The sequence below is a fragment of the Streptomyces sp. NPDC056600 genome, from assembly GCF_042792855.1.
Lineage (GTDB): Bacteria > Actinomycetota > Actinomycetes > Streptomycetales > Streptomycetaceae > Streptomyces.
In genome coordinates, this window is sequence record NZ_JBHTVQ010000024.1 from 40,818 (window position 1) to 64,582 (window position 23,765).

The 23,765-nt window shown below is 72.8% G+C and carries 22 protein-coding genes; 9 read left to right on the forward strand and 13 right to left on the reverse strand.

Annotated features, from left to right (window positions below; genetic code table 11):
* Window positions 1–29: 29 nt before the first annotated feature.
* A complete protein-coding gene (locus ACFRAV_RS14735) occupies window positions 30–1,229 on the reverse strand; it encodes a sensor histidine kinase (protein WP_382555211.1) in 1,200 nt (399 codons plus the stop codon).
* A 145-nt stretch (window positions 1,230–1,374) separates the two neighbouring features.
* Between ACFRAV_RS14735 and ACFRAV_RS14740 the strand changes: the two genes are divergently transcribed.
* Window positions 1,375–2,385 (forward strand): SAM-dependent methyltransferase, encoded by a 1,011-nt coding sequence (locus tag ACFRAV_RS14740; protein ID WP_382555214.1) that lies wholly within the window; start codon window positions 1,375–1,377, stop codon window positions 2,383–2,385.
* Between the two features lies 1 nt (window position 2,386).
* Here the strand turns inward: ACFRAV_RS14740 and ACFRAV_RS14745 are convergent, their stop codons facing one another.
* A complete protein-coding gene (locus ACFRAV_RS14745) occupies window positions 2,387–3,538 on the reverse strand; it encodes an NADH-quinone oxidoreductase subunit D (RefSeq protein WP_351113572.1) in 1,152 nt (383 codons plus the stop codon).
* 81 nt (window positions 3,539–3,619) lie between these two features.
* Window positions 3,620–5,248 (reverse strand): hypothetical protein, encoded by a 1,629-nt coding sequence (locus ACFRAV_RS14750; protein ID WP_382555217.1) that lies wholly within the window; start codon window positions 5,246–5,248, stop codon window positions 3,620–3,622.
* Window positions 5,249–5,512: 264 nt separating this feature from the next.
* On the opposite strand from ACFRAV_RS14750, the gene folP reads away from it, so the two are divergent.
* The 5 genes from folP (at window position 5,513) to ACFRAV_RS14775 (ending at window position 8,542) form a co-directional block, all read left to right on the forward strand.
* Entirely contained in the window at window positions 5,513–6,373 is an 861-nt protein-coding gene (gene folP / locus ACFRAV_RS14755) for a dihydropteroate synthase (RefSeq protein ID WP_382555219.1), read from the forward strand.
* A gap of 4 nt (window positions 6,374–6,377) precedes the next feature.
* The gene (locus ACFRAV_RS14760; protein ID WP_382555221.1) at window positions 6,378–6,896 is read left to right on the forward strand and encodes a nuclear transport factor 2 family protein; all 519 of its coding nucleotides are present in this window, start codon (window positions 6,378–6,380) and stop codon (window positions 6,894–6,896) included.
* 175 nt (window positions 6,897–7,071) lie between these two features.
* A complete protein-coding gene (folB, locus tag ACFRAV_RS14765; RefSeq protein WP_382555224.1) occupies window positions 7,072–7,431 on the forward strand; it encodes a dihydroneopterin aldolase in 360 nt (119 codons plus the stop codon).
* Entirely contained in the window at window positions 7,428–8,039 is a 612-nt protein-coding gene (gene folK, locus ACFRAV_RS14770; RefSeq protein ID WP_382555227.1) for a 2-amino-4-hydroxy-6-hydroxymethyldihydropteridine diphosphokinase, read from the forward strand. Before folB ends, folK begins: the two co-directional genes overlap by 4 nt.
* A gap of 14 nt (window positions 8,040–8,053) precedes the next feature.
* A complete protein-coding gene (locus tag ACFRAV_RS14775) occupies window positions 8,054–8,542 on the forward strand; it encodes a DUF3180 domain-containing protein (protein ID WP_382555228.1) in 489 nt (162 codons plus the stop codon).
* A gap of 22 nt (window positions 8,543–8,564) precedes the next feature.
* Here ACFRAV_RS14775 and folE read toward each other — a convergent pair whose 3' ends face one another.
* The 6 genes from folE to dacB all read right to left on the reverse strand — a co-directional run bounded on the left by folE (window position 8,565) and on the right by dacB (window position 16,315).
* Window positions 8,565–9,173 carry a GTP cyclohydrolase I FolE gene (gene folE / locus ACFRAV_RS14780; RefSeq protein WP_351113580.1) on the reverse strand — a complete coding sequence of 203 codons (609 nt, stop codon included), beginning with the start codon at window positions 9,171–9,173 and terminating at the stop codon, window positions 8,565–8,567.
* A 102-nt stretch (window positions 9,174–9,275) separates the two neighbouring features.
* Window positions 9,276–11,327: an ATP-dependent zinc metalloprotease FtsH gene (gene ftsH / locus ACFRAV_RS14785; RefSeq protein ID WP_351113581.1), complete on the reverse strand. Its 2,052-nt coding sequence runs from the start codon at window positions 11,325–11,327 to the stop codon at window positions 9,276–9,278.
* 227 nt (window positions 11,328–11,554) lie between these two features.
* The gene (hpt, locus tag ACFRAV_RS14790) at window positions 11,555–12,115 is read right to left on the reverse strand and encodes a hypoxanthine phosphoribosyltransferase (RefSeq protein WP_166022099.1); all 561 of its coding nucleotides are present in this window, start codon (window positions 12,113–12,115) and stop codon (window positions 11,555–11,557) included.
* Window positions 12,116–12,225: 110 nt separating this feature from the next.
* Entirely contained in the window at window positions 12,226–13,320 is a 1,095-nt protein-coding gene (gene tilS / locus ACFRAV_RS14795; RefSeq protein WP_382555233.1) for a tRNA lysidine(34) synthetase TilS, read from the reverse strand.
* Between the two features lie 208 nt (window positions 13,321–13,528).
* Entirely contained in the window at window positions 13,529–14,656 is a 1,128-nt protein-coding gene (locus ACFRAV_RS14800) for a zinc-dependent metalloprotease (protein ID WP_382555236.1), read from the reverse strand.
* Between the two features lie 108 nt (window positions 14,657–14,764).
* Complete coding sequence (gene dacB / locus ACFRAV_RS14805; RefSeq protein WP_382555239.1) at window positions 14,765–16,315, reverse strand: D-alanyl-D-alanine carboxypeptidase/D-alanyl-D-alanine-endopeptidase; 1,551 nt, start codon at window positions 16,313–16,315, stop codon at window positions 14,765–14,767.
* A 111-nt stretch (window positions 16,316–16,426) separates the two neighbouring features.
* Between dacB and ACFRAV_RS14810 the strand changes: the two genes are divergently transcribed.
* Window positions 16,427–16,918 carry an inorganic diphosphatase gene (locus ACFRAV_RS14810; RefSeq protein ID WP_382555303.1) on the forward strand — a complete coding sequence of 164 codons (492 nt, stop codon included), beginning with the start codon at window positions 16,427–16,429 and terminating at the stop codon, window positions 16,916–16,918.
* A gap of 131 nt (window positions 16,919–17,049) precedes the next feature.
* Window positions 17,050–18,714 (forward strand): threonine/serine exporter ThrE family protein, encoded by a 1,665-nt coding sequence (locus tag ACFRAV_RS14815; RefSeq protein ID WP_382555241.1) that lies wholly within the window; start codon window positions 17,050–17,052, stop codon window positions 18,712–18,714.
* A 41-nt stretch (window positions 18,715–18,755) separates the two neighbouring features.
* Here the strand turns inward: ACFRAV_RS14815 and ACFRAV_RS14820 are convergent, their stop codons facing one another.
* Window positions 18,756–19,979, reverse strand: a complete 1,224-nt coding sequence (locus ACFRAV_RS14820; protein WP_382555243.1) for a DedA family protein — start codon at window positions 19,977–19,979, stop codon at window positions 18,756–18,758.
* 190 nt (window positions 19,980–20,169) lie between these two features.
* A complete protein-coding gene (locus ACFRAV_RS14825) occupies window positions 20,170–21,027 on the reverse strand; it encodes a helix-turn-helix transcriptional regulator (RefSeq protein ID WP_351113587.1) in 858 nt (285 codons plus the stop codon).
* A 340-nt stretch (window positions 21,028–21,367) separates the two neighbouring features.
* Here ACFRAV_RS14825 and ACFRAV_RS14830 point away from each other — a divergent pair, with 340 nt between their 5' ends.
* Window positions 21,368–21,874 carry an ATP-binding protein gene (locus ACFRAV_RS14830; RefSeq protein WP_382555245.1) on the forward strand — a complete coding sequence of 169 codons (507 nt, stop codon included), beginning with the start codon at window positions 21,368–21,370 and terminating at the stop codon, window positions 21,872–21,874.
* Window positions 21,875–21,956: 82 nt separating this feature from the next.
* Here the strand turns inward: ACFRAV_RS14830 and ACFRAV_RS14835 are convergent, their stop codons facing one another.
* Window positions 21,957–22,271 (reverse strand): DUF397 domain-containing protein, encoded by a 315-nt coding sequence (locus tag ACFRAV_RS14835; protein WP_382555247.1) that lies wholly within the window; start codon window positions 22,269–22,271, stop codon window positions 21,957–21,959.
* Window positions 22,272–22,553: 282 nt separating this feature from the next.
* Complete coding sequence (locus ACFRAV_RS14840) at window positions 22,554–23,765, reverse strand: DUF2786 domain-containing protein (protein ID WP_382555250.1); 1,212 nt, start codon at window positions 23,763–23,765, stop codon at window positions 22,554–22,556.

A 23,765-nucleotide genomic window follows, 5' to 3' on the forward strand; every position in this document is an offset into this window, starting at 1 on the left:
TCCGTGAGGGGTCTGGCTGTAGCGGGGGGTCAGAGTGCGGGCCGCAGCGGCAGCAGGGCGCTGATGCGGAAACCTCCGCCGGGCAGCGGTCCGGCGTCCAGGGTGCCGCCGACCATGCCGACGCGCTCGCGCATGCCGATCAGTCCCTGCCCCTGGCCGTCCGCGCCGCCGGCGACGCACAGTTCGAGCGGCGCGCCCCGGCCGTCGTCCTCGACCAGCAGGCCCAGCCCGTCGTCGAAGTAGACCAGCCGCACGCCCGCGCCGGCCTCGGGCCCCGCGTGCTTGCGGACGTTGGTCAGCGCCTCCTGCACGATGCGGTAGGCGGTGAGCTCGACGCCGCTGGGCAGCGGACGGGGGCTGCCCTCGACCTTGAAACTGACGGTCAGGCCCGCGCCCCGGCACTGCTCTACCAGGTCCTCTATCTGCGCCACGTCCGGCTGCGGCACGTACTCGCCGCTCTCCGGCTGCTCGCCGGTGCGCAGCACGCCCAGCAGGCGCCGCATCTCCGCCAGCGCCTGGCGGCCGGTGACCGAGATGGTCTCCAGGGCCTTCTTCGCCTGGTCCGGTGCGGTGTCCATCACGTAGGCGGCGCCGTCGGCCTGGACCACCATCACCGACACGTTGTGCGCCACCACGTCGTGCAGTTCGCGGGCTATCCGGGCGCGCTCGGCGGCCACCGCGATCTTGGCCTGGCTCTCCCGTTCGCGCTCCAGCCGGGCGGCTCGCTCCTCCAGCTGCGCGAAGTAGGCGCTACGGGTGCGGCGGGCGTCCCCGAGGAGCCACACGAAGAGGAGCGGCACGGTCTGGAAGACCACGATCACCACGTTGCCGAGCAGCGAGGAGCGCTCCTCGGGCCAGCGGAGCTGGACCAGGGGCGCGGCCAGCAGGGCCACCACCAGGGTGAGCCGCGAGGCCCGCACGCTCCCGGCCACCGCGACCGCGTAGATGGTCAGCAGCAGCGCGAAGTCGGCCGGGAAGACCGGTACGCCGAAGACCAGCTGGAGGGCGCCGGTGCCCGCGGCCAGCGCCATCATCCGCTCCGGCATGCGGCGCCGCAGGGCCATCGCGACGCCGAACGCCAGGGTCAGCGGCACGACCGCCACCCGGTCGACGCCCGCGGAGTCCGGGGCCGAGAGCGCCGAGGTCAGCGACATGAGGACGAGCAGGACCGCCCAGAAGCCGTCCACCCATGGCTGGTGGGAGCGGAAGAAGTCGTAGAGGCGCTGCACCAGTACAGGGTAGGGATGTCCGCGGCCTCCCGGAGTCAGCCGGGCGGCCGATCCCCGCAGGCCGGGCGTACACCCGCAGGGGGACCCGCCCCCGTCCGGGGCACGGGGCCGCCTAGCCTGACCGCATGGCGAAGGCGGAGCGGCGATGAGGCCGGCGACGAGCCCGCAGGGCGGCCCGCGGGACGGGGCACGCGGCTGGCGGGAGGCGGCTCACGAGGCGCTGTACGGTCCCGGCGGCTTCTACCGGCGGCCCGAGGGACCGGCCGGCCACTTCCGGACCTCGGTGCACGCCTCCCCGCTGTTCGCGGCCGCCGTCGCCCGGTTGCTGTGCCGGGTGGACGAGGCGCTGGGCCGGCCCGCGGACCTGACGTTCGTGGACATGGCGGCCGGACGGGGCGAGCTGGTCACGGGGGTGCGGGCCGCGCTGCCGCCGGACGTGGCCGCCCGCACCCGGTGGTGCGCGGTGGAGGTGGCGGACCGCCCCGCCGGGCTGCCGGAGCCGGTCGAGTGGCTGGAGACACCTCCGCGCGGAGTGGGCGGACTGCTGTTCGCCAACGAGTGGCTCGACAACGTGCCGGTGGACGTGGTGGAGGTCGACGGCGCCGGCGTCCCGCGGCGGGTCCTGGTCCGCCCGGACGGGTCCGAGCTGGCGGGCGGGCCGGTCGACGGCGAGGACGCCGACTGGCTGGAGCGGTGGTGGCCGCTGCCCGCCGAGGAAGGGCTGCGCGCCGAGATCGGTCTCCCCCGGGACCGCGCCTGGGCCGGTGCCGTGGGCTGCCTGGAGCAGGGGCTCGCGGTCGCCGTGGACTACGCGCACACCGCCGACGCCCGCCCGCCGTTCGGCACCCTCACCGGGTTCCGCGAGGGACGCGAGGTTCCGCCGGTACCGGACGGCACCCGGGACCTGACCGCCCACGTCGCACTGGACGCCTGCGTGCTGCCGGGCGGCCGGATGCTCCCCCAGCGGGAGGCGCTGCACACCCTCGGCGTCACGGGGGCCAGGCCGCCGCTCACGCTGGCCTCGTCCGACCCCGCAGGCTACGTGCGCGCGCTGGCCGCGGCCTCGGAGGCCTCCGAGCTCACCGCCCCCGGCGGACTCGGCGGCTTCGGCTGGCTGCTCCAGCCGGTCGGCGTCCCCGACCCGCTGGCGCGGTGAACTACTTGTCGATGTCGCCGACCACGAAGAAGAGCGAACCGAGAATGGCGACCATGTCGGCCACCAGCGTGCCCGGCAGCAGCTCGGTGAGCGCCTGGATGTTGTTGAACGACGCCGACCGCAGCTTCAGCCGGTACGGCGTCTTCTCCCCGCGCGAGACCAGGTAGTAGCCGTTGAGGCCGAGCGGGTTCTCGGTCCACGCGTAGGTGTGGCCCTCCGGGGCCTTCAGCACCTTCGGCAGCCGCTGGTTGACCGGCCCCGGGGGCAGTTCGGCGAGCCGGTCCAGGCAGGCGTCGGCGAGCGCCAGCGAGTTGTGGGTCTGCTCCAGCAGGCACTCGAAGCGGGCCAGACAGTCGCCCTCCTGACGGGTGACCACCTTCAGCACGTCGCCGAGCTCGCCGTACGCCAGGTACGGCTCGTCGCGGCGCAGGTCGAGGTCGACCCCGGAGGCGCGGGCGATCGGCCCGCTCACCCCGTAGGCGTGCACCGCCCGCGGGCTGAGCACGCCCACGCCGCGGGTGCGGCCGCGGAAGATCTCGTTGCCGAGCACCAGGTCGTCGAAGACGTCCATCCGCGACCGCGCGGCGGCCACCACCGCGCGGACCCGGTCGGTCCAGCCGAGCGGGAGGTCCTCCTTGAGGCCGCCGACCCGGTTGAACATGTAGTGGATGCGCCCGCCGGAGACCTCCTCCATGACGTGCTGCAGGTCCTCGCGCTCACGGAAGGCGTAGAACATCGGCGTGATGCCGCCGAGCTCCAGCGGATAGGAACCCAGGAACATCAGGTGGTTCAGCACCCGGTTGAGCTCGGCGAGCAGCGTGCGGATCCAGACCGCCCGCTCCGGGACCTCCATGCCCAGCATCCGCTCGACGGCCATGACCACGCCCAGCTCGTTGGAGAAGGCCGAGAGCCAGTCGTGACGGTTCGCCAGCATGATGATCTGCCGGTAGTCCCGGGCCTCGAAGAGCTTCTCCGCGCCGCGGTGCATGTAGCCGATCACCGGCTCGGCGCTGGTGATCCGCTCGCCGTCCAGCACCAGGCGCAGCCGCAGCACGCCGTGCGTGGAGGGGTGCTGGGGGCCGATGTTGAGCACCATGTCGGTGGTCTCGGCGGCGGCGCCGATACCGACGGTGGTCTGCGTCGTGGACGTCATGGCTTCAGTCTGGCCTACGGCGGTGGCGGGACGGTGGGGCAGGGCGGAACGGGTGGCCCCTCGCGCGGGGCCACCCTGGCGTCAGGACGCCGCGTGCAGGTCGTCGTCCTGGCCGTCGACGTCGATCACCCGGCCGACATCGGCGCGGTGCGCGTTCTGCTGCGACCGGATCAGCGGCTGGGGCTTCGGCTCGGGGCCCGACGCGGCGGGGGACGCCTGCGGGGGCTGTGCCGCCTGCGGCGACCGCGGCGACGGTGCCGACCGCGGGTGCTGCGGGGGCGACGCAGGCTGCGGGGCCTGCGGGGCAGGCGCGGGCCACTGCCGGTCGTCGCCGGCCGTGCGGTCGCCGTCGCCGTCCGCGCCGTGGTCCGTCCGCTGGGTGCCGAAGAAGTCGAAGCTGCCCTCCGCCGCCGGACGGCGCGGTGCGGGAGCCTCCGGGGGAACGGCGACGGCGGTCGGCACCGTGAAGTGGCCGCCGGAGGGGCGGACCGGCCTGGCGGTCGTGCCGCCGGTGCCGACGGGTTCGCCGGACACGACGCCCTCCGCGCCGCGCGCCTCGGGTTCCTCGGCGACGCCGGCCCCGGTGGTCGCGGACGCCCCGGCAACCGCGGACGCCCCGGCGTCCGGAGCGGCCTCTCCGTCCTGGTCGGCGCTGCCCTGCGGGTCGACGCTGCCGTCCTGGTCGGCGCTGCCCTGCGGGTCGACGCTGCCGTCCTGGTCGGCGCTGCCCTGCGGGTCGGCCTGTTCGGGCGTGACCTCCGGCTGCGCCGCCGACGCGGCGCCCTGCGGATCCACCGAACCCTCCGGCGCGTGGGCGTCCCGCGCCCCGACCGCGCCCCGCGCCGTCACCACGTCCTCGGAGCCGTCCACGTCGGCCTCGTCGCCCTCGGCCGGCGAAGCCTCGGCCGTCGGGTCGGTTCCGGCGACGCCCGAGGTCCCTCGCCCGGCCACGGGGGCGTCCGAACCGTCGACGTCGGCACCGGCGTCGTACCCGCGCGGCACCTTTCCGGCGCGCTCCGTTCCCTCCACGTCCTCCTCGACGGCGGTGACGCCGTCCACGGCCGATCCCGCACGCGCGTCCGGGTCGACGCCCGCGCCCTCGTCCGACTCCGCCTCGACGCGCCCTTCGACCCCCGCCTCGGCGCCCGGCTCGAGGCCGGTCTCCTCGGCGCCCGCCGCGGCCTGCAGGGCCTCCAGCGAGTCCAGCGCCTCGACGGCCTGACGGAACAGTCCGCTGCCCGCCGGGGAGAACGGACGCGCCGGCTCCGGCGCGGGGGCGGGGCCGAGCGCCCGGGTCTCGCGGGCCGGAGGCAGCTGAGGAACGGGGTCGGCGGCCTCGAGTTCGAGCAGCCGCCGCCCCTCCAGGGCACTGGCCCGCTCGGTCTCCGCCGTGGCGTAGCGCCGCAGCAGCGAGGCGTGCTCGTTGCGCAGCGCCGCCAGCTCGGCCCGCTTGGACCGCAGCCGCTGCTCCAGCTTGATGCGGAGCTCGCGGCCCTCCTCCAGGTCGGCCTCCAGCTCGGCGACCCGCTCCTCGTGCTGCCACTCGGCGCTCGCCCGTGCGCGCTTCAGCTCCGCGACGTTCAGTCCGGCCGACGCGTCCCAGCGGCGCAGCGTCACGGCGGCGGCGACGCCGACGGCCGCGGCGAGCGCGGTCGTCAGCCGCAGCAGCAGCGGTTCGCCGACGAACCACGGAACCACCGCACAGGCCACGGAGACAGCAGCGAACGCCGACGGAGGCAGGAGCCTGTGCAGAGGGGGTGAATGGCGATGACGTCCTCGTGGCATGGCCAGAAACTTACCGCGCGTACGCGGCCGAAGAAGCGCGGGAAGGCAAATTCGGCGCTCGCTTTCCGTCCGGACATACCCGTTTCTTGATCAGATCGCCGGAGACCCCGCTCCTCGTCCCCATATACCTCCCCGTGCCGCGACTCCCCGGGGTCGGCGGGCGCCCCTCCCGACGCCTAGGCTGGTCGCATGAGCAAGCAGTGCGTACGCGGCCACGTCGCGGGCCTTCCGGCGTGGGACCGCTGCGCGGTCATGGGCGTGGTGAACGTGACCCCGGACTCCTTCTCCGACGGCGGCCGGTGGTTCGACACCACCGCCGCGGTCAAGCGCGGCCTCGACCTCGCCGCCGAGGGCGCCGACCTGGTCGACGTCGGCGGGGAGTCCACCCGCCCCGGCGCCACCCGGGTCGACGAGGACGAGGAGCTGCGCCGGGTGATCCCGGTGGTGCGCGGCCTCACCGCCGAGGGCGTCGTCGTCTCGGTCGACACCATGCGCGCCTCGGTCGCCGAGAAGGCGCTCGCCGCCGGCGCGCTCCTGGTCAACGACGTCAGCGCCGGGCTCGCCGACCCCGCGATGATCCCCGTGGTCGCCGCGGCAGGGGCGCCGTTCGTGGTGATGCACTGGCGCGGCCTGCTGGAGGGCGCGAACATCCCGGGCAGGTACACCGACGTGGTCCGCGAGGTGGTCGACGAGATCACCGCCCGGGTGGACGCCGCGGTGGCCGGCGGCATCGCCCCCGAGCGGATCGTGGTCGACCCCGGCCTGGGCTTCTCCAAGAGCGCCGAGGACGACCTGGCCCTCCTGGCCCGTCTGGACCGCCTCTTCGCGCTGGGCCGCCCGGTGCTGGTCGCCGCGTCGCGCAAGCGTTTCCTGGGGAAGGTGCTGGCCGGACCCGAGGGCACCCCGCCGCCCGCCCGGGAGCGGGACGCCGCCACCGCCGCCGTCACGATGCTCGCCGCCCAGCAGGGCGCCTGGGCCGTGCGCGTCCACGAGGTCCGGGCCTCGGCCGACGCGGTGCGGATCGCCGCCGCCGTCGCAGGGGCGAGGTGATCGCGTGAGCACCGCGCACTCGGACGTCGAGCAGGTCGAGCTCGCCAACACCGCCTTCTACGAGACGATCGAGCGGGGCGACTTCGAGGAGCTGTCCGGCCTCTGGCTCTCCCCCGCCGACCTGGGCGTCGACGAGACGTACCACGACCCTGCGGACACCGGGGTGATCTCCTGCGTGCACCCGGGCTGGCCCGCCCTCACCGGCCGCGGCGAGGTACTGCGGTCGTACGCGCTGATCATGGCCAACACGGACTACATCCAGTTCTTCCTCACCGACGTGCACGTCTCGGTGACCGGCGACACCGCCGTGGTCACCTGCACGGAGAACATCCTCAGCGGCGGCCCGCCACCCGAGGAGGGGGACGATCCCGGACCGCTGCTCGGGCAGCTGGTGGTGGCGACCAACGTGTTCCGGCGCACCCCCGCGGGCTGGAAGCTGTGGTCCCACCACGCCTCGCCGGTCCTCACCGAGTCGGAGGACGACGAGGGCACGGCGCCTGAGGAACCCGACATTCCGGCGTGACTCCCCCACGCGCGATTGAGGTCGCGGGAGCCGGGGTAGAGGCCGGTCCCGGCCGCTCGCGCTCCCCCGACGAGGAGGAACGTCGGCGCTCACGGGTAGATTCTGGGGAGTGGGAGCCTTCGCGCACCCGGCGCGGAACCGGCCCTCCCACCGAAGACTGCAGGAGTGATTCGTAGTGGATCGTGTCGCGCTGCGCGGCCTCAAGGGCTACGGCCACCACGGCGTGTTCCCCGAGGAGCGCGAGGCGGGCCAGACCTTCGTCGTGGACGTCGTCCTCGGGCTGGACACCCGGCCCGCCGCGGCCGGCGACGACCTGAAGAAGACGGTCCACTACGGCATCCTCGCCGAGGAGGTCGTCGCCGTCGTGGAGGGCGAGCCGGTCGACCTGATCGAGACCCTCGCCGAGCGGATCGCCCAGACCTGCCTCAAGCACGAGGTCGTCGCGGAGGCCGAGGTCTGCGTCCACAAGCCGGGCGCGCCGATCACCGTCCCGTTCGACGACGTCACCGTCACCATCCACCGGAGCCGTGTATGAGCCCCTCGCGTTTCGCCGGGGCCCCCGACCCCACGGTCCAGCCGGTACCGGTCTCCGTGGTCGAAGCGGTGGACGCCGCGGACTCCACGCTGTCCAACCCGCGCAAGGCCGTCCTGTCCATCGGCTCCAACCTGGGCAACCGTGTGGAGAACCTGCAGGGCGCCGTCGACGCGATGGAGGACACCCCCGGCATCCGCGTGAAGGCCGTCTCATCGGTGTACCGCACCGAGCCGTGGGGCGTGGAGCCCGGCAGCCAGCCCGCCTACCTGAACGCGGTCGTGGTGCTGAAGACCACCCTGCCGCCGTCCGCCCTGCTGGAGCGGGCGCAGGCCGTCGAGGAGGCGTTCCACCGCACCCGCAGCGAACGCTGGGCCGCCCGGACGCTGGACGTCGACATCGTCACCTACGAGGGCCGGGTCTCCGACGACCCGGTGCTCACGCTGCCGCACCCGCGCGCCCACGAGCGGGCCTTCGTGCTCGCGCCGTGGCTGGACATCGACGAGGCCGCGGAGATCCCCGGCCGTGGGCCGGTCGCCGACCTCCTCGCCGCGACCACCCTCGAGGGTGTGGAGCGCCGCGAGGACGTGGAACTCCGGCTGCCGGAATGACGTTGAGAGGCACCGTGAGAGAGCTGCGGATCAGGACCCTCGCCCTGGCGTTCGTCGTCGTCGGCCTGCTCGCCTGGGCCGGCGCCCGGCTGTGGCAGGCGTTCGGTTCGTTGCCGGCCGTGCCGGCCGCGGCCCCCTACGTGCTCGCGCTGATCGCCGTGGCGCTGCTGGCGGGCGCGCTGTCCCTGCGGGCACGGCTCAAGGCCCAGCGGGAGCGGCAGCCGGGGGCCAAGGGCGTCGACCCGCTGATGGCCACCCGTGCGGTGGTGCTCGCCCACGCCTCGGCCCTGGTCGCGGCGCCGGTCGCCGGTCTCTACGCGGGCGTGGGCGTGTTCCTCCTGGAGTACCTGGAGATCCCCGCCCGCCGCGACCAGGCGCTGACCGCGGGCTTCGCCGCGCTGGCCGGTGTCGCGGTGGTGGCCGCCGCCCTCTTCCTCCAGCACGTCTGCCGGCTCCCCGAGGACGACGACGAGGGCGTCAGGCCGGGCGGCGCGGGCTCCTGACCCGCGCCCGTCGGCGTTCGCGTCAGCGCGCCATGATGAGGCTCATGGCCTCCGCGCGCGTCGCGGAGTCCCGCAGCTGACCGCGGACCGCGGACGTTATGGTCTTCGCGCCCGGCTTGCGGATCCCCCGCATCGACATGCACATGTGCTCGCACTCGACGACCACGATCACGCCGCGCGGCTCCAGGATCTCCATCAGGGAGTCGGCGATCTGCGTGGTCATCCGCTCCTGCACCTGCGGACGGCGGGCGTAGACGTCGACCAGGCGGGCCAGCTTCGACAGACCGGTGATCTTGCCAGTGGTCGAGGGGATGTACCCGACGTGCGCGACGCCGCGGAAGGGCACCAGGTGGTGCTCGCAGGTCGAGTAGACCTCGATGTCCTTGACCAGCACCATCTCGTCGTGGCCGAGGTCGAACGTGGTGGTGAGCACGTCCTGGGGCTCCTGCCGGAGCCCGGCGAAGATCTCCTTGTACGCCCGCGCCACCCGCGCCGGCGTCTCCCGCAGACCCTCGCGGTCGGGGTCCTCGCCGACCGCCAGCAGCAGTTCCCGGACGGCGTTCTCGGCCCGCTTCTCGTCGAAGGGTCCGACGACGGTGCCCTCGCCGTCCAGCGTGACGGGGTCGGTCATGTGTAGTGCCTCGTTCCTCAGCCTGACTGTGCCTATGGGAGCGCCCCCCAGGCTAGAACCTGGGGGGCGCTCCCATCATTCCGGGTCGTCCGGCTGCGTGACTCAGCTCTCAGGCCGGTCCTGACCGTTCTCGGGACGCGGCTCGGGAGCCGGCTCGGCGGACGCGGCGCCACCCGTGAGGGTCTTGCCGGTCGAGCCGTTCGCCCCGTTGCTGCCGTTGGTCAGGGCGAGCTCCCGCGGCGAGAGCACCGGAGGCCGGGTGGACGGCGTGCGACGGGACGAGCCCGTCCAGGCCGGCCGCGGCGGACGCTTGACGATCGGAGCGAAGACCTCGGCGATCTGCTCCTTGTTCAGCGTCTCCTTCTCCAGCAGCGCCAGCACGAGGTTGTCGAGGACGTCACGGTTCTCGACCAGGATCTCCCAGGCCTCGTTGTGCGCGTTCTCGATGAGCTTCTTGACCTCTTCGTCGACGAGCGCGGCGATCTCCTCGGAGTAGTCGCGCTGGTGCGCCATCTCCCGGCCGAGGAACGGCTCGGTGTTGTCGCCGCCGAACTTGATCGCGCCGAGACGCTCGGTCATGCCGTACTGGGTGACCATCGCGCGGGCCAGACCGGTGGCCTTCTCGATGTCGTTGGCCGCGCCCGTGGTCGGGTCGTGGAAGACCAGTTCCTCGGCCGCCCGGCCGCCCAGCATGTAGGCGAGCTGGTCGAGCATCTCGTTGCGGGTGGTCGAGTACTTGTCCTCGTCGGGCAGGACCATGGTGTAACCCAGGGCCCGGCCGCGGCTCAGGATGGTGATCTTGTGGACCGGGTCGGAGTTGGGCGAGGCCGCCGCGACCAGGGCGTGTCCGCCCTCGTGGTACGCGGTGATCTTCTTCTCCTTGTCCGACATGATCCGGGTCCGCTTCTGCGGGCCCGCGACCACGCGGTCGATCGCCTCGTCCAGCATGAGGTTGTCGATCAGCTTCTTGTCGCTGCGGGCCGTCAGCAGGGCGGCCTCGTTCAGGACGTTGGCGAGATCGGCGCCGGTCATGCCGGGGGTGCGGCGGGCGACGGCGGTCAGGTCGACATCGGGCGCGACCGGCTTGCCCTTCTGGTGGACCTTCAGGATCTCGAGGCGGCCCTGCAGGTCCGGGCGGTCCACGGCGATCTGGCGGTCGAAACGGCCCGGGCGCAGCAGCGCCGGGTCGAGGATGTCCGGCCGGTTGGTGGCGGCGATCAGGATGACGCCGCCCTTCACGTCGAAGCCGTCCATCTCGACGAGCAGCTGGTTCAGCGTCTGCTCGCGCTCGTCGTGACCGCCGCCGAGGCCTGCGCCGCGGTGACGGCCGACCGCGTCGATCTCGTCGACGAAGACGATGGCCGGGGCGTTCGCCTTGGCCTGCTCGAACAGGTCACGGACCCGGGAGGCGCCGACACCGACGAACATCTCGACGAAGTCGGAACCGGAGATCGAGTAGAACGGCACGCCCGCCTCGCCGGCCACGGCACGGGCCAGCAGGGTCTTGCCGGTTCCGGGCGGGCCGTACAGCAGCACGCCCTTGGGGATCTTCGCGCCGACCGCCTGGAACTTCGCGGGCTCCTGCAGGAACTCCTTGATCTCGTGGAGCTCCTCCACCGCCTCTTCCGAGCCGGCCACATCCGCGAAGGTGGTCTTCGGGGTGTCCTTGGTGATCAGCTTGGCCTTGGACTTCCCGAAGTTCATGACCCGGGAGCCGCCGCCCTGCATCTGGTTCATCAGGAACAGGAAGAGCAGCACCAGCAGGAGGAACGGCAGCAGTGACAGCAGGAAGCCCACGAACGGGTTGGTCTTCGAGGGCGACACCGTGTAGCCCTCGGGGATCTTCTTGTCCTCGAACTTCTGCTGCAGCGTCTTGGCCAGGTCGACGCCCTGGTTGCCGATGTAGCTTGCCTGGATCTTGGAGGCCTTCTCGACCTCCTGCCCCTTCTTGAGCTCGACCTTGATGGTCTGCTCGTCACCGGTGGTCAGCTGCGCCGACTGCACCCTGTCGTCGTTGATCGCCTGAACGACCTTGCCGGTGTCCACCGTCTCGTAGCCGCCGGACCGGCCGACGACCGTCATCAACACGATCACGGCAAGGACGGCCAGCCCGATCCACATAACCGGCCCACGGAAGTATCGCTTCACGTCCATCCATACGGAGCGATGCCGCCCCGTCCCTCCTGCCATCGTGAGATTTGATAAAGGCTGTTCTTCGGACGGTACCCCAGCTTCGCCCACCGAAGCCGCATGGGACGGCCGACGATCCGCCTACGGGTACTCCAACGGCCCGCGCGCGCCAAGGGTTCCCGGCCGCGGGCGGCCGTGCCCGGTGGTTGCTCCAGGTGGCCGCCGCGGCCGGGGCCGCCCCGGCCGGCGGGTCAGCCGCCGTAGACGTGCGGGGCGAGCGTCCCGACGAACGGCAGGTTGCGGTACTTCTCCGCGTAGTCCAGGCCGTAGCCGACGACGAACTCGTTGGGGATGTCGAAGCCGACCCACTCGACGTCGATGGCGACCTTGGCCGCCTCCGGCTTGCGCAGCAGCGTGCACACCTTGAGGGAGGCAGGCTCGCGGCCGCCGAGGTTGGAGATCAGCCAGGAGAGCGTGAGGCCCGAGTCGATGATGTCCTCGACGATCAGGACGTGACGGCCCTTGATGTCCGTGTCCAGGTCCTTGAGGATCCGCACGACGCCCGAGGACTTGGTGCCGGCGCCGTAGGACGACACCGCCATCCAGTCCATGGTGACGGGGGTGGACAGCGCCCTGGCCAGGTCCGCCATGACCATCACCGCGCCCTTGAGGACACCGACGATCAGCAGGTCCTTGCCCGCGTACTCCTCGTCGATCTTCGCGGCCAGCTCGGCCAGCTTCGCGTCGATCTCTTCCTTGGTGATGAGCACCTGCTGAAGATCGGCGCCCATGTCTTTCGCGTCCACCCGCATCACTTTCGGTCGTCCCGCTGGAATGGCCGCGCGAACCGCGCGCGGCTCGCGCACAGGCCTCACCGCCCCGGCCCGGTTCCCGGGAGGGGAAGCGGACAGAGGTCCGGCGGTCAGCCTTGCCGGATCACCAGTCTGCCACCCTGCCGACGGGCGACGACGCGACCGGGCAGGTTGATGGCCCCCTGGCCCCTCCAACCGGTGATCAGCCGGTCGATCTCCTCGATGTGCCGGGCGAACAGGGAGCCCGCCGGGGCGCCCGCGTCGATGGCCGCCCGGCGCAGCACGCGGCGGCGCACGGCGGGCGGCAGCGTGTGCAGCTTGGCGCACTCGAGGAAGCCGGAGTCGTCCCGGACGGCGGACGCGGCCTGGCCGGCCCAGGCGTCCAGGGCGTCGGCGTCGTCCCGGGAGAGCTGCGCGGTGCGGGCCAGCGCCTCGACGACGCCCTTGCCGAGCGCCTTCTCCAGCGCGGGCAGCCCTTCGTGGCGCAGCCGGGAGCGGGTGTACGAGGGGTCGGTGTTGTGCGGGTCGTCCCAGACGGGGAGGGACTGCGCCATGCAGGCCGTGCGGGCCGTCTGCCGGTCCAGCTCGAGGAAGGGCCGCCGGTAGCGGCCGCCCGTGCCGGAGACGGCGGCCATGCCGGACAGCGAGCGGATGCCGGAGCCGCGGGCGAGCCCGAGCAGCACCGTCTCGGCCTGGTCGTCGCGGGTGTGGCCGAGGAGCACGGCGGTGGCGCCGAGCCGGTCGGCCGCCTCGTCCAGCGCGGCGTAGCGGGCGTCGCGGGCGGCGGCCTCGGGGCCGCCCTCCCGCCCGACGGTCACGGCGACCGACTCGCAGGGGTCGAGTCCGAGCTCGCCCAGGCGCTGCGCCACCTCGGCGGCGCGCTCGTCGGAGCCGGACTGCAGGCCGTGGTCGACCGTCACGCCTCCCGCGCGCACGCCCAGCTTGGGCGCCTCGAAGGCGAGGGCGGAGGCGAGCGCCATGGAGTCGGCGCCGCCGGAGCAGGCGACCAGCACCAGGGGCCCGGGGCCCGCCACGGGGGCGGCGGACGGCGCGGGCACCGCCACCGGGGAGCGGGCGGTGTCGCGGGCGCCGACGCGGGTGGCGGCACGGGCGGGGACGAACGTCGAGCCGTGCTCGGCGAGGAGGTCGTGGAGGACGCGGCGGACCGCCAGGCGTATCGCCGCGACCGCAGGATGGGGACCCATTGTCCGGTTCCCTTCATGAAGTTGTTCGGGAGAGCCGACCCGGAGGACGGTCACACAGAGTGCGTTGATGGTGACAGAAACAGGTCGGTATCCGAGCATCGCACGCCCGCCTTGGGAACACGCTCCCTCGGAAGGGTGATTGATCGGGCGTTGCCCTGCCGCCAACCGGACGCCCGTGTTCCATATTCGGTCACGGCCTGTTCTTCCGTCAGCCCCCGTCGCGCGGGGCGCCGTGCACCCGGGTCACCCAGTCGGCCGGGGCGTGGATCTCCGACGGCGTGGGCAGCGTGTTGGGCGACGTCCAGACGCGGTTGAAGCCGTCCATGCCGACCTGCTCGACGACGGCCCTCACGAACCGCTCGCCGTCCCGGTACTGGCGCAGCTTGGCGTCCAGGCCCAGCACCTTGCGCAGCACCAGGTCCAGGCGCGAGGCCCCCTTGGCACGGCGCTGCTGGAACTTCTCCCGGATCTCCGCGACCGAGCCGACCACCTCGGGGCCCACGCCGTCCATCACGTAGTCGGCGTGCCCCTCCAGCAGCGACATCACGGCGGTGATCCGGCCGAGCACCTCGCGCTGGGCGGGCGTCTGCACCAGGTCGACCAGGGACCGCTCCTCGTCCTCCCGCTCCTCGCCGCGGCCGCCCACCAGGGCCTGGGCGGCGTCGCGGATCCGCTCGAGCAGCTGGGCCGGATCGACGTCGGCCTCGGCGAGGAACGACTGGATCTCGCCCCGCAGGTGGTCGCGCAGCCAGGGCACGGCGGAGAACTGGGTGCGGTGGGTCTCCTCGTGCAGGCAGACCCAGAGCCGGAAGTCCGAGGGGTCCACCTCCAGTTCGCGCTCCACCTGGACGATGTTCGGCGCGACCAGCAGCAGCCGGCCGCCGCCGTTCTCCCCGCCGGGCAGGTCGCCGGTGGCCGGGGCGAAGGTCTCGTACTGGCCGAGCACCCGGGAGGACAGGACCGAGAGCAGCACGCCGAGTTCGACCCCGGTGACCTTGCCGCCGAGCGCGCCCATCACCACGCTGCCCGGCTTGCCCGCCCGGCGTTCCTGCATCTTGCCGAGCAGGGGGCGCAGGATCTCCCGGAAGCCGGCGACGTTCGCCTTGGCCCAGCCGGGCCGGTCGACGACCAGCACGGGGGTGTCGTGCACCTCGTCCCCGCCCATCCGGGTGAAGGCCCGGACGTGCTGTTCCGACGCCTTCGCGTGCCGGCGCAGTTCGGCCACCACGGCCCGCGCCTCGTCGCGTCCGACCTCCGGGCCCGGCCGCACCAGCCGGGCGGCGGTCGCCACCGCGAGATCCCAGTCGACCATTTCCGTACCACGGAAGCTCGTCATGTCGTCAACGGTACGGGAGCCCACGGAAACACGTACGGTCCCGGAGACCGGTTCCGCGTCCGCCCGGGTGGGTCTCCGGCTCCGTCCCCGGCGGTCCCCCGCGGCCCGTCAGGTCCGGCAGCCGCAGGACGCGACGGTGGCTGCCAGGCGGTCGAGGGCCGACTCGGCCGGTTCCTTCGCCGGGGTGCCCTCGGCGAGGAAGGCGAAGGCGAGCAGGCGGCCCTCGGCGTCCACGGCGGTTCCGGCCAGGGTGTTCACACCGGTGAGGGTGCCGGTCTTGGCCCGCACGAGCCCGGCCGCCGGCCCGTCCCCCGCCCGGCCGCTGAGGGTTCCGCTGAACCCGGCGACCGGCATCCCGGTCAGGACCGGGCGCAGCTCCGGACGGCGGGGGTCCGCGGCCAGCGTCAGCAGCCGGGTGAGGGCGCGGGCGCTGAGCCGGTCCCCGCGGCCCAGTCCGCTGCCGTCGGCGAACCGGACGTCCTTCAGCGGCACGCCCAGCCGCTCCAGCTGTCCGCGGATCGCGGAGCCGCCGCCCGCGAAGCTGCCCTCGCCGCCGGTGGCCAGCGCTGTCTGCCGGGCCAGCGTCTCGGCGATGTCGTTGTCGCTGTTGGTCATCATCCGCTCGACCTGCGCGGCCAGCGGGGCGGACCGCACCCGGGCCACCGCCTCCGCCTTCCGCGCGGCCTTCGCCGGAGCGGGCGCTCCGGCACGGATCCCCTTCTTCTCCAGCAGACCGGCGAAGACCTCCGCCGCGTGCGCCGCCGGGTCGGCGACCCGCGGGGCCGGGCCGTGGTCCGAGTCGTCGGCGCGGCCCTCGTCGACCGTGAGCGCAGTGACCGGAGAGACGTTCGGGTTGACCCCGATCGGGTGAACCTGAGGGCCCGTGAAGAGGGAGCCGTCGTACCGGAGGGCGACCTCCTCGACCCCTCGCTGCCGCAGCGCGGTCGCGGTCGCGGAGGCCAGTTCCCGCAGGCCCGCCCACTTGCCCGGCTTCTCACGGGCCGTCAGCGTCGGGTCCCCGCCGCCGACCAGGACCAGCTCCCGGACGCCCTCACCCTTCTTCGCCTTCCCGGCGGCCAGGGGCTGCAGCACGGTCCGGGTGGTGAACCGGTGGTCGGGGCCCATGGCGGAGAGCGCGGCCACACCGGTGGCGATCTTGGTGGTGGAGGCCGGGAGCAGCGCGGTGTCCCCGCCGCGCTCGAACAGCGTCCGCCCGGTCGCCACGTCCACCACCGCCGCGGACCCCCGGGAGCCCAGCGCGGGGTCGTCCAGCAGGGGGCCGAGAACGCGCTCGAGGCCCACCCTGGTGGGCAGGGCGCCCGCCGCGGCGCCCGCGTGACCGGCCTTCTCACCGTCCGGCGCCTCACCCAGACCGGCGAGCACGGCCACCGCGTCGAGCCGCGCCGCGGATTCGTCCTCCGCGGCCGCGCCCCGGGTACGGCCGGCGTCCACGGAAACGGATGCGGGGTGTTCACCCCCCAGTGCCACCGCGTGGACCCGCTCGGCCGTACGCTGACCGCTGGAGTCCCAGGGACCGGCGGCCGTCACCACCCCGGCGGCCAGCAGGGCCCCGGAGACGGCGGCGCAGACCGTGTACCGCCCGACCGGGTCGGACCAGCGCGCCACCGTTCGGGCAGCCCGCGCGAACAACGGTCGCACGCGCCGCTGTTCCCCCGGCTCCGGCACAACGACCACCCCTTTCGCCAGCACCCACCTGCGTAGGGGACACTTAACCACCAGAACTATGTGCTGATCATGGAGGAGCCACCGGTGGAGTTCGACGTCACGATCGAGATTCCGAAGGGTTCGCGCAACAAGTACGAGGTGGACCACGAGACCGGTCGTATTCGCCTGGACCGGCGACTCTTCACCTCGACGATGTACCCGGCCGACTACGGGTTCGTCGAGAACACCCTCGGCGAGGACGGCGACCCGCTGGACGCCCTCGTCATCCTCGAGGAGCCGACCTTCCCCGGCTGCCTCATCCGCTGCCGCGCGATCGGCATGTTCCGCATGACGGACGAGGCCGGCGGCGACGACAAGCTGCTGTGCGTCCCCGCCTCGGACCCGCGCGTGGAGCACCTGAGCGACATCCAGAACGTGTCGGAGTTCGACCGCCTGGAGATCCAGCACTTCTTCGAGGTCTACAAGGACCTCGAGCCCGGCAAGTCCGTCGAGGGCGCCGACTGGGTCGGCCGCGCCGAGGCCGAGGCCGAGATCGAGCGCTCCTTCGCGCGACTGAAGGAGCAGGGCGGTCACTGACCGCCGTCCCGCCTGATTCCGGGCGGGCGCCACGGGCCGCGTCATCCCGCACGGGTGGCGCGGCCCTGCCGTGTTCAGGGCCGCCTACCCTGGGTACGCGGCACACCGATCATGAACTGCCGGGAGCAAGGGTGACCGAGGCGGAGGACCGCAAGCCCCAGAGCGACGAGGCGAGGAGCGCGTTCGCCCCTCCGCCGGGAGTCGTCGCGGCTCCGCCCCCGGTCGACAACGAGTCGTCGACCACCTCGGAGTTCGCCGTCCCGCAGGGGCTGCTGCCGCCGGAGCCCCCGCCGTCCGAGCGCACCGAGGGTTCCGCGTTCCGGCCGCCGTCCTCCACCACCGGCCAGCACCCGCTGCCGCCCGCCTTCACTCCGGCGGCCGGCATCCCCGCCCTCCGGCTGACCCGGGACGTGCCCTGGCAGGACCGGATGCGCACCATGCTCCGGATGCCCGTCATGGACCGCCCGGCGCCCGACGTGGTGCACCGGGGGGAGGACGAGACCCGCCCCGCGGTACCGCGCGTCATGGACCTCGCCCTGCGTATCGGCGAGCTGCTGCTGGCGGGCGGCGAGGGCTCGGAGGACGTCGAGGGCGCCATGTTCGCGGTCTGCCGGGCCTACGGCCTGGACCGCGTGGAGCCCAACGTCACCTTCACCCTGGTCTCCATCTCCTACCAGCCTTCGCTGGTCGAGCCGCCGGTCACCGCCTCCAGGACGGTGCGCCGCCGCGGCACCGACTACACCCGGCTGGCCGCGGTCTTCGCCCTGGTGGACGACCTGAGCGACGCGGACGAGGACAGCCCGGTCACCCTGGAGGAGGCCTACCACCGGCTCGGCGAGATCCGGCGCAACCGGCACCCCTACCCGACCTGGGTGCTCACCGTCTCCGCGGGACTGCTGGCCGGCGCGGCCTCCGTGCTGGTGGGCGGCGGGGTGCTGGTGTTCCTGGCGGCGGCGGTCGGCGCCATGCTCGGCGACCGGCTGGCCTGGCTCTGCGCGGACCGCGGGCTGCCGGAGTTCTACCAGTTCGTGGTCGCGGCGATGCCCCCGGCCGCGATGGGCGTGGCCCTCACGCTCGCCCACGCCGACGTGCGGGCCTCCGCGGTGATCACCGGTGGGCTGTTCGCGCTGCTGCCGGGGCGGGCCCTGGTGGCGGGTGTCCAGGACGGACTGACCGGCTTCTACATCACGGCTTCCGCGCGTCTGCTGGAGGTCATGTACTTCTTCGTCGGCATCGTCACCGGAGTGCTGATCATCCTGTACTTCGGGGTACAGCTCGGCGCGCAGCTGAACCCGGACGCGTCGGTGGCGATCGTGGAGCGCCCGGTGGTGCAGATCCTCGCCTCCATGCTGCTGTCGCTGACCTTCGCGGTGCTGCTGCAGCAGGAGCGGTCGACGGTGCTGCTGGTGACGCTGAACGGCGGCGTCGCCTGGGTGGTGTACGGCGCGATGCACTACGCGGGCGACCTCTCCCCCGTCGCCTCCACGGCCGTGGCGGCCGGCCTGGTGGGCCTCTTCGGCCAGCTGCTCTCCCGCTACCGCTTCGCCTCGGCGCTGCCGTACACCACGGCGGCGATCGGTCCGCTGCTGCCGGGTTCGTCGACCTACTTCGGTCTGCTGGGGTTCGCGCAGAACAACATCGACCGCGGGGCGGCCTCGCTGAGCCAGGCCGCGGCGCTGGCCATCGCGATCGCCATCGGGGTGAACCTCGGGTCGGAGGTCTCCCGGCTGTTCCTCCGCCTCCCGGGCGAGGCCGCGGAACGCAGGAAGGCGGCGAAGCGGACCAGGGGCTTCTGACCCTGGACCGCCTCGCCGCGGCGCCGTCGTGCCGCCGCGGGTCAGCGCCGGGGGCGCTGAGGGTGGCCGTTGCCGCCCTGCGGGGGGTAGGGCTGCTGGGGCGGCTGCTCGCCGCCGTACTGCTGCTGGTGGGGGTGCCGGTTCTGCTGCGGGTGGGACTGCTGGGGCTGCTGCCCGTGGCCGCCCTGACCGTACTGCTGCTGGGGCGCACCGTCGTAGGGCTGCTGCGGCTGGGATCCGTACGGCTGCTGCCCGCCGAACCCGTCGTACCCCTGCTGCGGCTGCTGCGGCTGCTGCGGGGCGCCGTGCTGCTGGTGGCCGCCGTACTGGCCGCCCTGCCCGTAGCCCTGCTGCTGCCCGTAACCCTGCTGGTCGTACCCCTGCTGCTGCCCGTAACCCTGCTGGTCGTACCCCTGCTGGCCGTAGCCCTGCTGCCCGTAGCCCTGCTGCTGCCGACCGTGCGGCTGCTGGTGGGACTGCTGCTGGGGCTGGTGGGACTGCTGCGGGTGGTGCTGCGGCTGCTGCCCACTCTGCTCGGGGCGGAGGAGGAGCGGGCGGGTCGCGTCGTCCATCATCGGGTAGCGGCCGTCCTGCGACGCCCCGTCGGTGCCGGTGCCCTCACCGTCGCCGTCCTGCCCGTCCTTGCCCTTCTTCCCGCGCGCCTTGAGCAGCTCGAAGGCGATCGGCAGTACGGAGATCAGGACGATCAGGATCAGGATCGCCTCGATGTTCTTCTCCACGAAGTCGATCCGGCCCAGCCAGGAGCCGAGCAGCGTCACGCCCGCGCCCCACAGGATGCCGCCGATGACGTTGAACGTCAGGAAGGAGCGGTACCGCATGCCGCTGACGCCGGCGATGATCGGCGTGAAGGTGCGCACGATGGGCACGAAGCGGGCCAGGACCAGCGACTTCGGACCGTACTTCTCGAAGAACTCGTGGGCCTTGACGACGTTCTCCTGCTTGAAGAAGCGGGAGTCCGGCCGGCTGAAGAGCGAAGGACCGACCTTCTTGCCGAACATGTAGCCCACCTGGTCGCCCAGGATCGCGGCGAGACAGATCAGCGCGATGGCGCCCCAGAGGGGGAAGTCGAGCGTGCCGGAGGTGATCAGCATGCCGGTCGTGAAGAGCAGTGAGTCGCCCGGCAGGAAGAATCCGAAGAAGAGCCCGGACTCGGCGAAGACGATGAGCAGCAGACCCGCGATGCCGAAAGTGTTCAGCAGGTAGTCGGGATCCAGCCAGCTCGGTCCCAGGGCAAGAGTCGTCACGGTTCCGGGCTCCTGAGGGGTGAGGGGAGGGAAGACGGCGCGGTTTTCGGACTACCGCACAAAGCTACCAACGCCCTACCGGTACCCCGGGTTCCACCAAGGCCCACAAGGGCCGGGCTCATCCGCCCGGCCCTGCACCCTCACCCTGCCCCCTCGGACGGTTCCGGTCGCCACCGCCCCTCGCGCGCCCTCAGGACAGCTGGAGGAGCCCCCGCAGGATGTCCCGGCTCTCCTCCGGACCGGGACTGTCCCCGAGGAGTTCCCGCATCGCCCGCTCGTACTGGACGACGTCCTCGCGCTTGTCCAGGTAGAGGGCGCTGGTCAGCTGCTCCAGGTAGACCACGTCGGAGAGGTCGGACTCGGGGAAGCTCAGGATGGTGAAGGCGCCGCTCTCGCCGGCGTGCCCGCCGAACCCGAAGGGCATGACCTGGAGCCGCACGTTGGGCCACTCGGACACCTCGATGAGGTGCTGCAACTGGCCGCGCATCACGTCCCGGCCACCGTAGGGCCTCCGCAGCGCCGCCTCGTCCAGGACTATGTGGAACTGCGGGGCGTGCTCGGACACCAGGTACTTCTGGCGCTCCAGCCGCAGGGCCACCCGGCGGTCCACCTCGGCCGGCGAATGGGCCAGGCCCCGCGAGACGACGGCGTGGGCGTAGTCCTCGGTCTGCAGCAGACCGTGGACGAACTGCACCTCGTAGCCGCGGATCACCGAAGCGGCGCCCTCCAGCCCCACATAGGTGGGGAACCAGTGCGGCAGGACGTCGGTGTAGCTGTGCCACCACCCGGCGGTGTTGGCCTCCTTGACCAGCGAGAGCAGCGCCCCCCGTTCCGCCTCGTCGTCGACCCCGTACAGCGTCAACAGGTCTTCCACGTCACGGGCCTTGAAGCTCACCCGCCCCAACTCCATACGGCTGATCTTCGATTCGGACGCCCGGATCGAGTAGCCGGCCGCCTCCCGCGTGATCCCGCGAGCCTCCCGAAGCCGCCTCAGATGCGCTCCGAGCAGCATCCTCCGCACCACCGATCCCGACTCTCCCGCGCTCATGTCAGCCACCCTCCCCGGCCGTGCCCCTGGCAAAGTCTGCCACCAAATCACTCCGAGCTGTACTCATCCGGTTACGGAAAGACGAACTCGGTGGCCGGTGTGGAACCCCTCCAGGCGGGATCCTGCCCGTCCGGCGGCTGAAACTGAACCCTCCGGCACGCTCCTCGCGACCGGAAACCGACGGGCGGATGGCGGAAAAAATGACCAAGAAACGGTACGGCGCAGCGTATTTCAGACGCGTGCACGTGCATCTGCCCTTGCATCTGCTGGTCTCATCCGAAACCATGGGCGTCGCACCACCGCCATATCGCCGCGACCGCGAATCCCGGGAGTGCCTCGCATGGGGACGAATGGATCGACCATGCTCGAGCCGCTACGGCAGGGCCTGCCGCCGATGGACCCCGCGACCGTCTCCAACGCCGCGACCTGCGCCCTGCCCGCCCGCTACGACGCGGTACGCGAAGCCCGCCGGTTCACCCGCGGCACTCTCGGCCAGTGGGACATAGGGGATCGCTTCGACGACGTCTGTCTGGTCGTGTCCGAACTCGTCACCAACGCCCTCCGTCACGCCCTGCCCGCCGACACCGCGCGCGACCCCGAGCAGGACCCTCCGGTACGGCTGCACCTGATGCGCTGGTCCGAGCGACTGGTGTGCGCGGTACGCGACCCCAGCCGCGAGTCCCCCGACCCCCGCGACCCGGACGTCGACGACGACTGCGACGCGGAGTCCGGGCGCGGACTCTTCCTCGTCGAGTCCTTCAGCGACGGGTGGGGGTGGCACCCGGTCACCGGCGCCCTGGACGGCAAGGTCGTCTGGGCGCTCTTCCGGCTGCCCTCGGCCGGCTGAGAAGGCCGTCGACCGAGAGGGGTCGTCGGCCGAGAAGGCCGTCGACGGAGAAGCCGACGACGACAGAGCCGCGTCGGTGGACTCAGCCGACTATCAGGTGGTCGAACTCGCCGTCCTTGATCCCGAGGAGCATCGCCTCGATCTCGGCGCGCGTGTAGACGAGCGCGGGCCCGTCCGGGAAGCGGGAGTTGCGGACGGCCACCTCACCACCGGGCAGGCGCGCGAATTCCACGCACGAGCCCTGCGAGTTGCTGTGCCGGCTCTTCTGCCACGCGACACCCTCGAGACGGGTGGCCGCCATGCCGTTGTGCACCCGCGTCAGGCCCGGAACGGCCGGACGCGACGGACATCCTGACGCCTCGTCAAGGTCGTACCCGTCGTACACGTCGTGATCCACAGGTAGCTCCCCGGTGATGCACCGGCCGTGGGGCCGCGGTGCGTGGTCAACTGCTTTGGATCATAGCCACGTTCATGTGCATACGCAGGTGCGGATGCACTGGCGAATGCATGGTGCAGATGCACGTGCACGCGGGGTGTTCCCGCGGTTACAGCGGGCGGGCGACGGAGCCGAGCACCCCTGCCGTCTCTCCCCGTTTTCTGCTCGTCTGCCCGGTAACCCTCCCCGCATTCAGAGGACTTCCTCCGACGGTGCGGTGGTTCCGCGCGCACGGTACGGGACTCATCCACGGTCGCCGCGGGCGGGGAGGCCGGGACGACCGCCCATCCGGGCCCGGTCGGCCGCGTCCCGGCCCTGTATCCACCCCTCCTCGTCGCTGACCCCGCGCAACCGGGTGGTCCTCGTGTGCGGGAAGAGCCGGTCGGTCTCGTCCCGCACAGCCGCCTCTCGGGAGGCGAGCACCGGCAGCAGCGCCTGCCCGGCCTCCGCCTTCGCCTCCGCGATCTCGTGCTCCGCGGCCTCGGTCAGCCGGGCCCCCATCCGATGGGCGTACGCGGCCAGGAAGGACTGCCGGAAGGTCTTGGTCCGCCGTCGGCCGCCGCCCTTGCCGCCCCCCTTGCGCAGCGCGGCCTCCGCCTTGGTCATCGCGCCGGTCGCCTGCACCAGGAGGGAGGTGTACAGCAGCTCGACCACCTCCAGGTCCGCCTCGTGGCCGACCACCGTGCTGAAGCAGAACGCCTCGTTCCACACCGCCTGACAGTTGTTGGCCCGCGCCACGGCGTCCAGCAGCACCGCCTTGGCCTGTTCGTACGGAGGCTCCACCCCGATCCGGCACGCCCCGGGCCCGCCGGGGGCCGGCCCGTCGGCGCCCGGCGGGCCGTCCGGGGCGAGCAGCGCCTCGTCGATGCTGTGCCGGGCCATGAGCTCCTGCGCCTTGGCGGTCAGCGCCTCGGCCTCCTCCGGGTAGCCGGTCGCCTCGGCCTTGGCCAGCAGCGCCCGGATTCGGCCCAGCATCCGGGAGGCCGGCTCGACCGGCCCCGCCTCCCCCACGGCCGGTCGCGGCCTGGGCTCCACGACCGGCTCCAGGGCGGGCAGCCCCAGCAGAAGTCGATAGAGCTCGAGTACAACCGTGGCCCGGGTGAAGCGGTCTTCCCGGTGGGGCGGCGCGGGCGTCAGCTCGGCGAGCTGGGCCGCCCAGCGACGCCCCCTCGCCTGCGCCCCCGCCCGGGAGCCGGCCTCGGCGAGAATCAGGTCGGAGACCAGCTGGACGTGGGCCTCCTCCAGATCGCGCCGGACCATCCGGACCACGTCCGCGGGCTGCCAGCCCCGCCTCCAGAGGGCGGCCGTCAGCTCCCGCCCCCGGCGGGACAGCTCGGCGTCCGCCTGCGGGTCGGCGGCCAGCAGGGACGCGCCCGCGTCGAGGGCCGTGTCGGTGTCGGCGTAGAGGGCGGCGGCGAAGGCACGCTCGACGGTGCCGGGCTCGGTGGTGCTCAC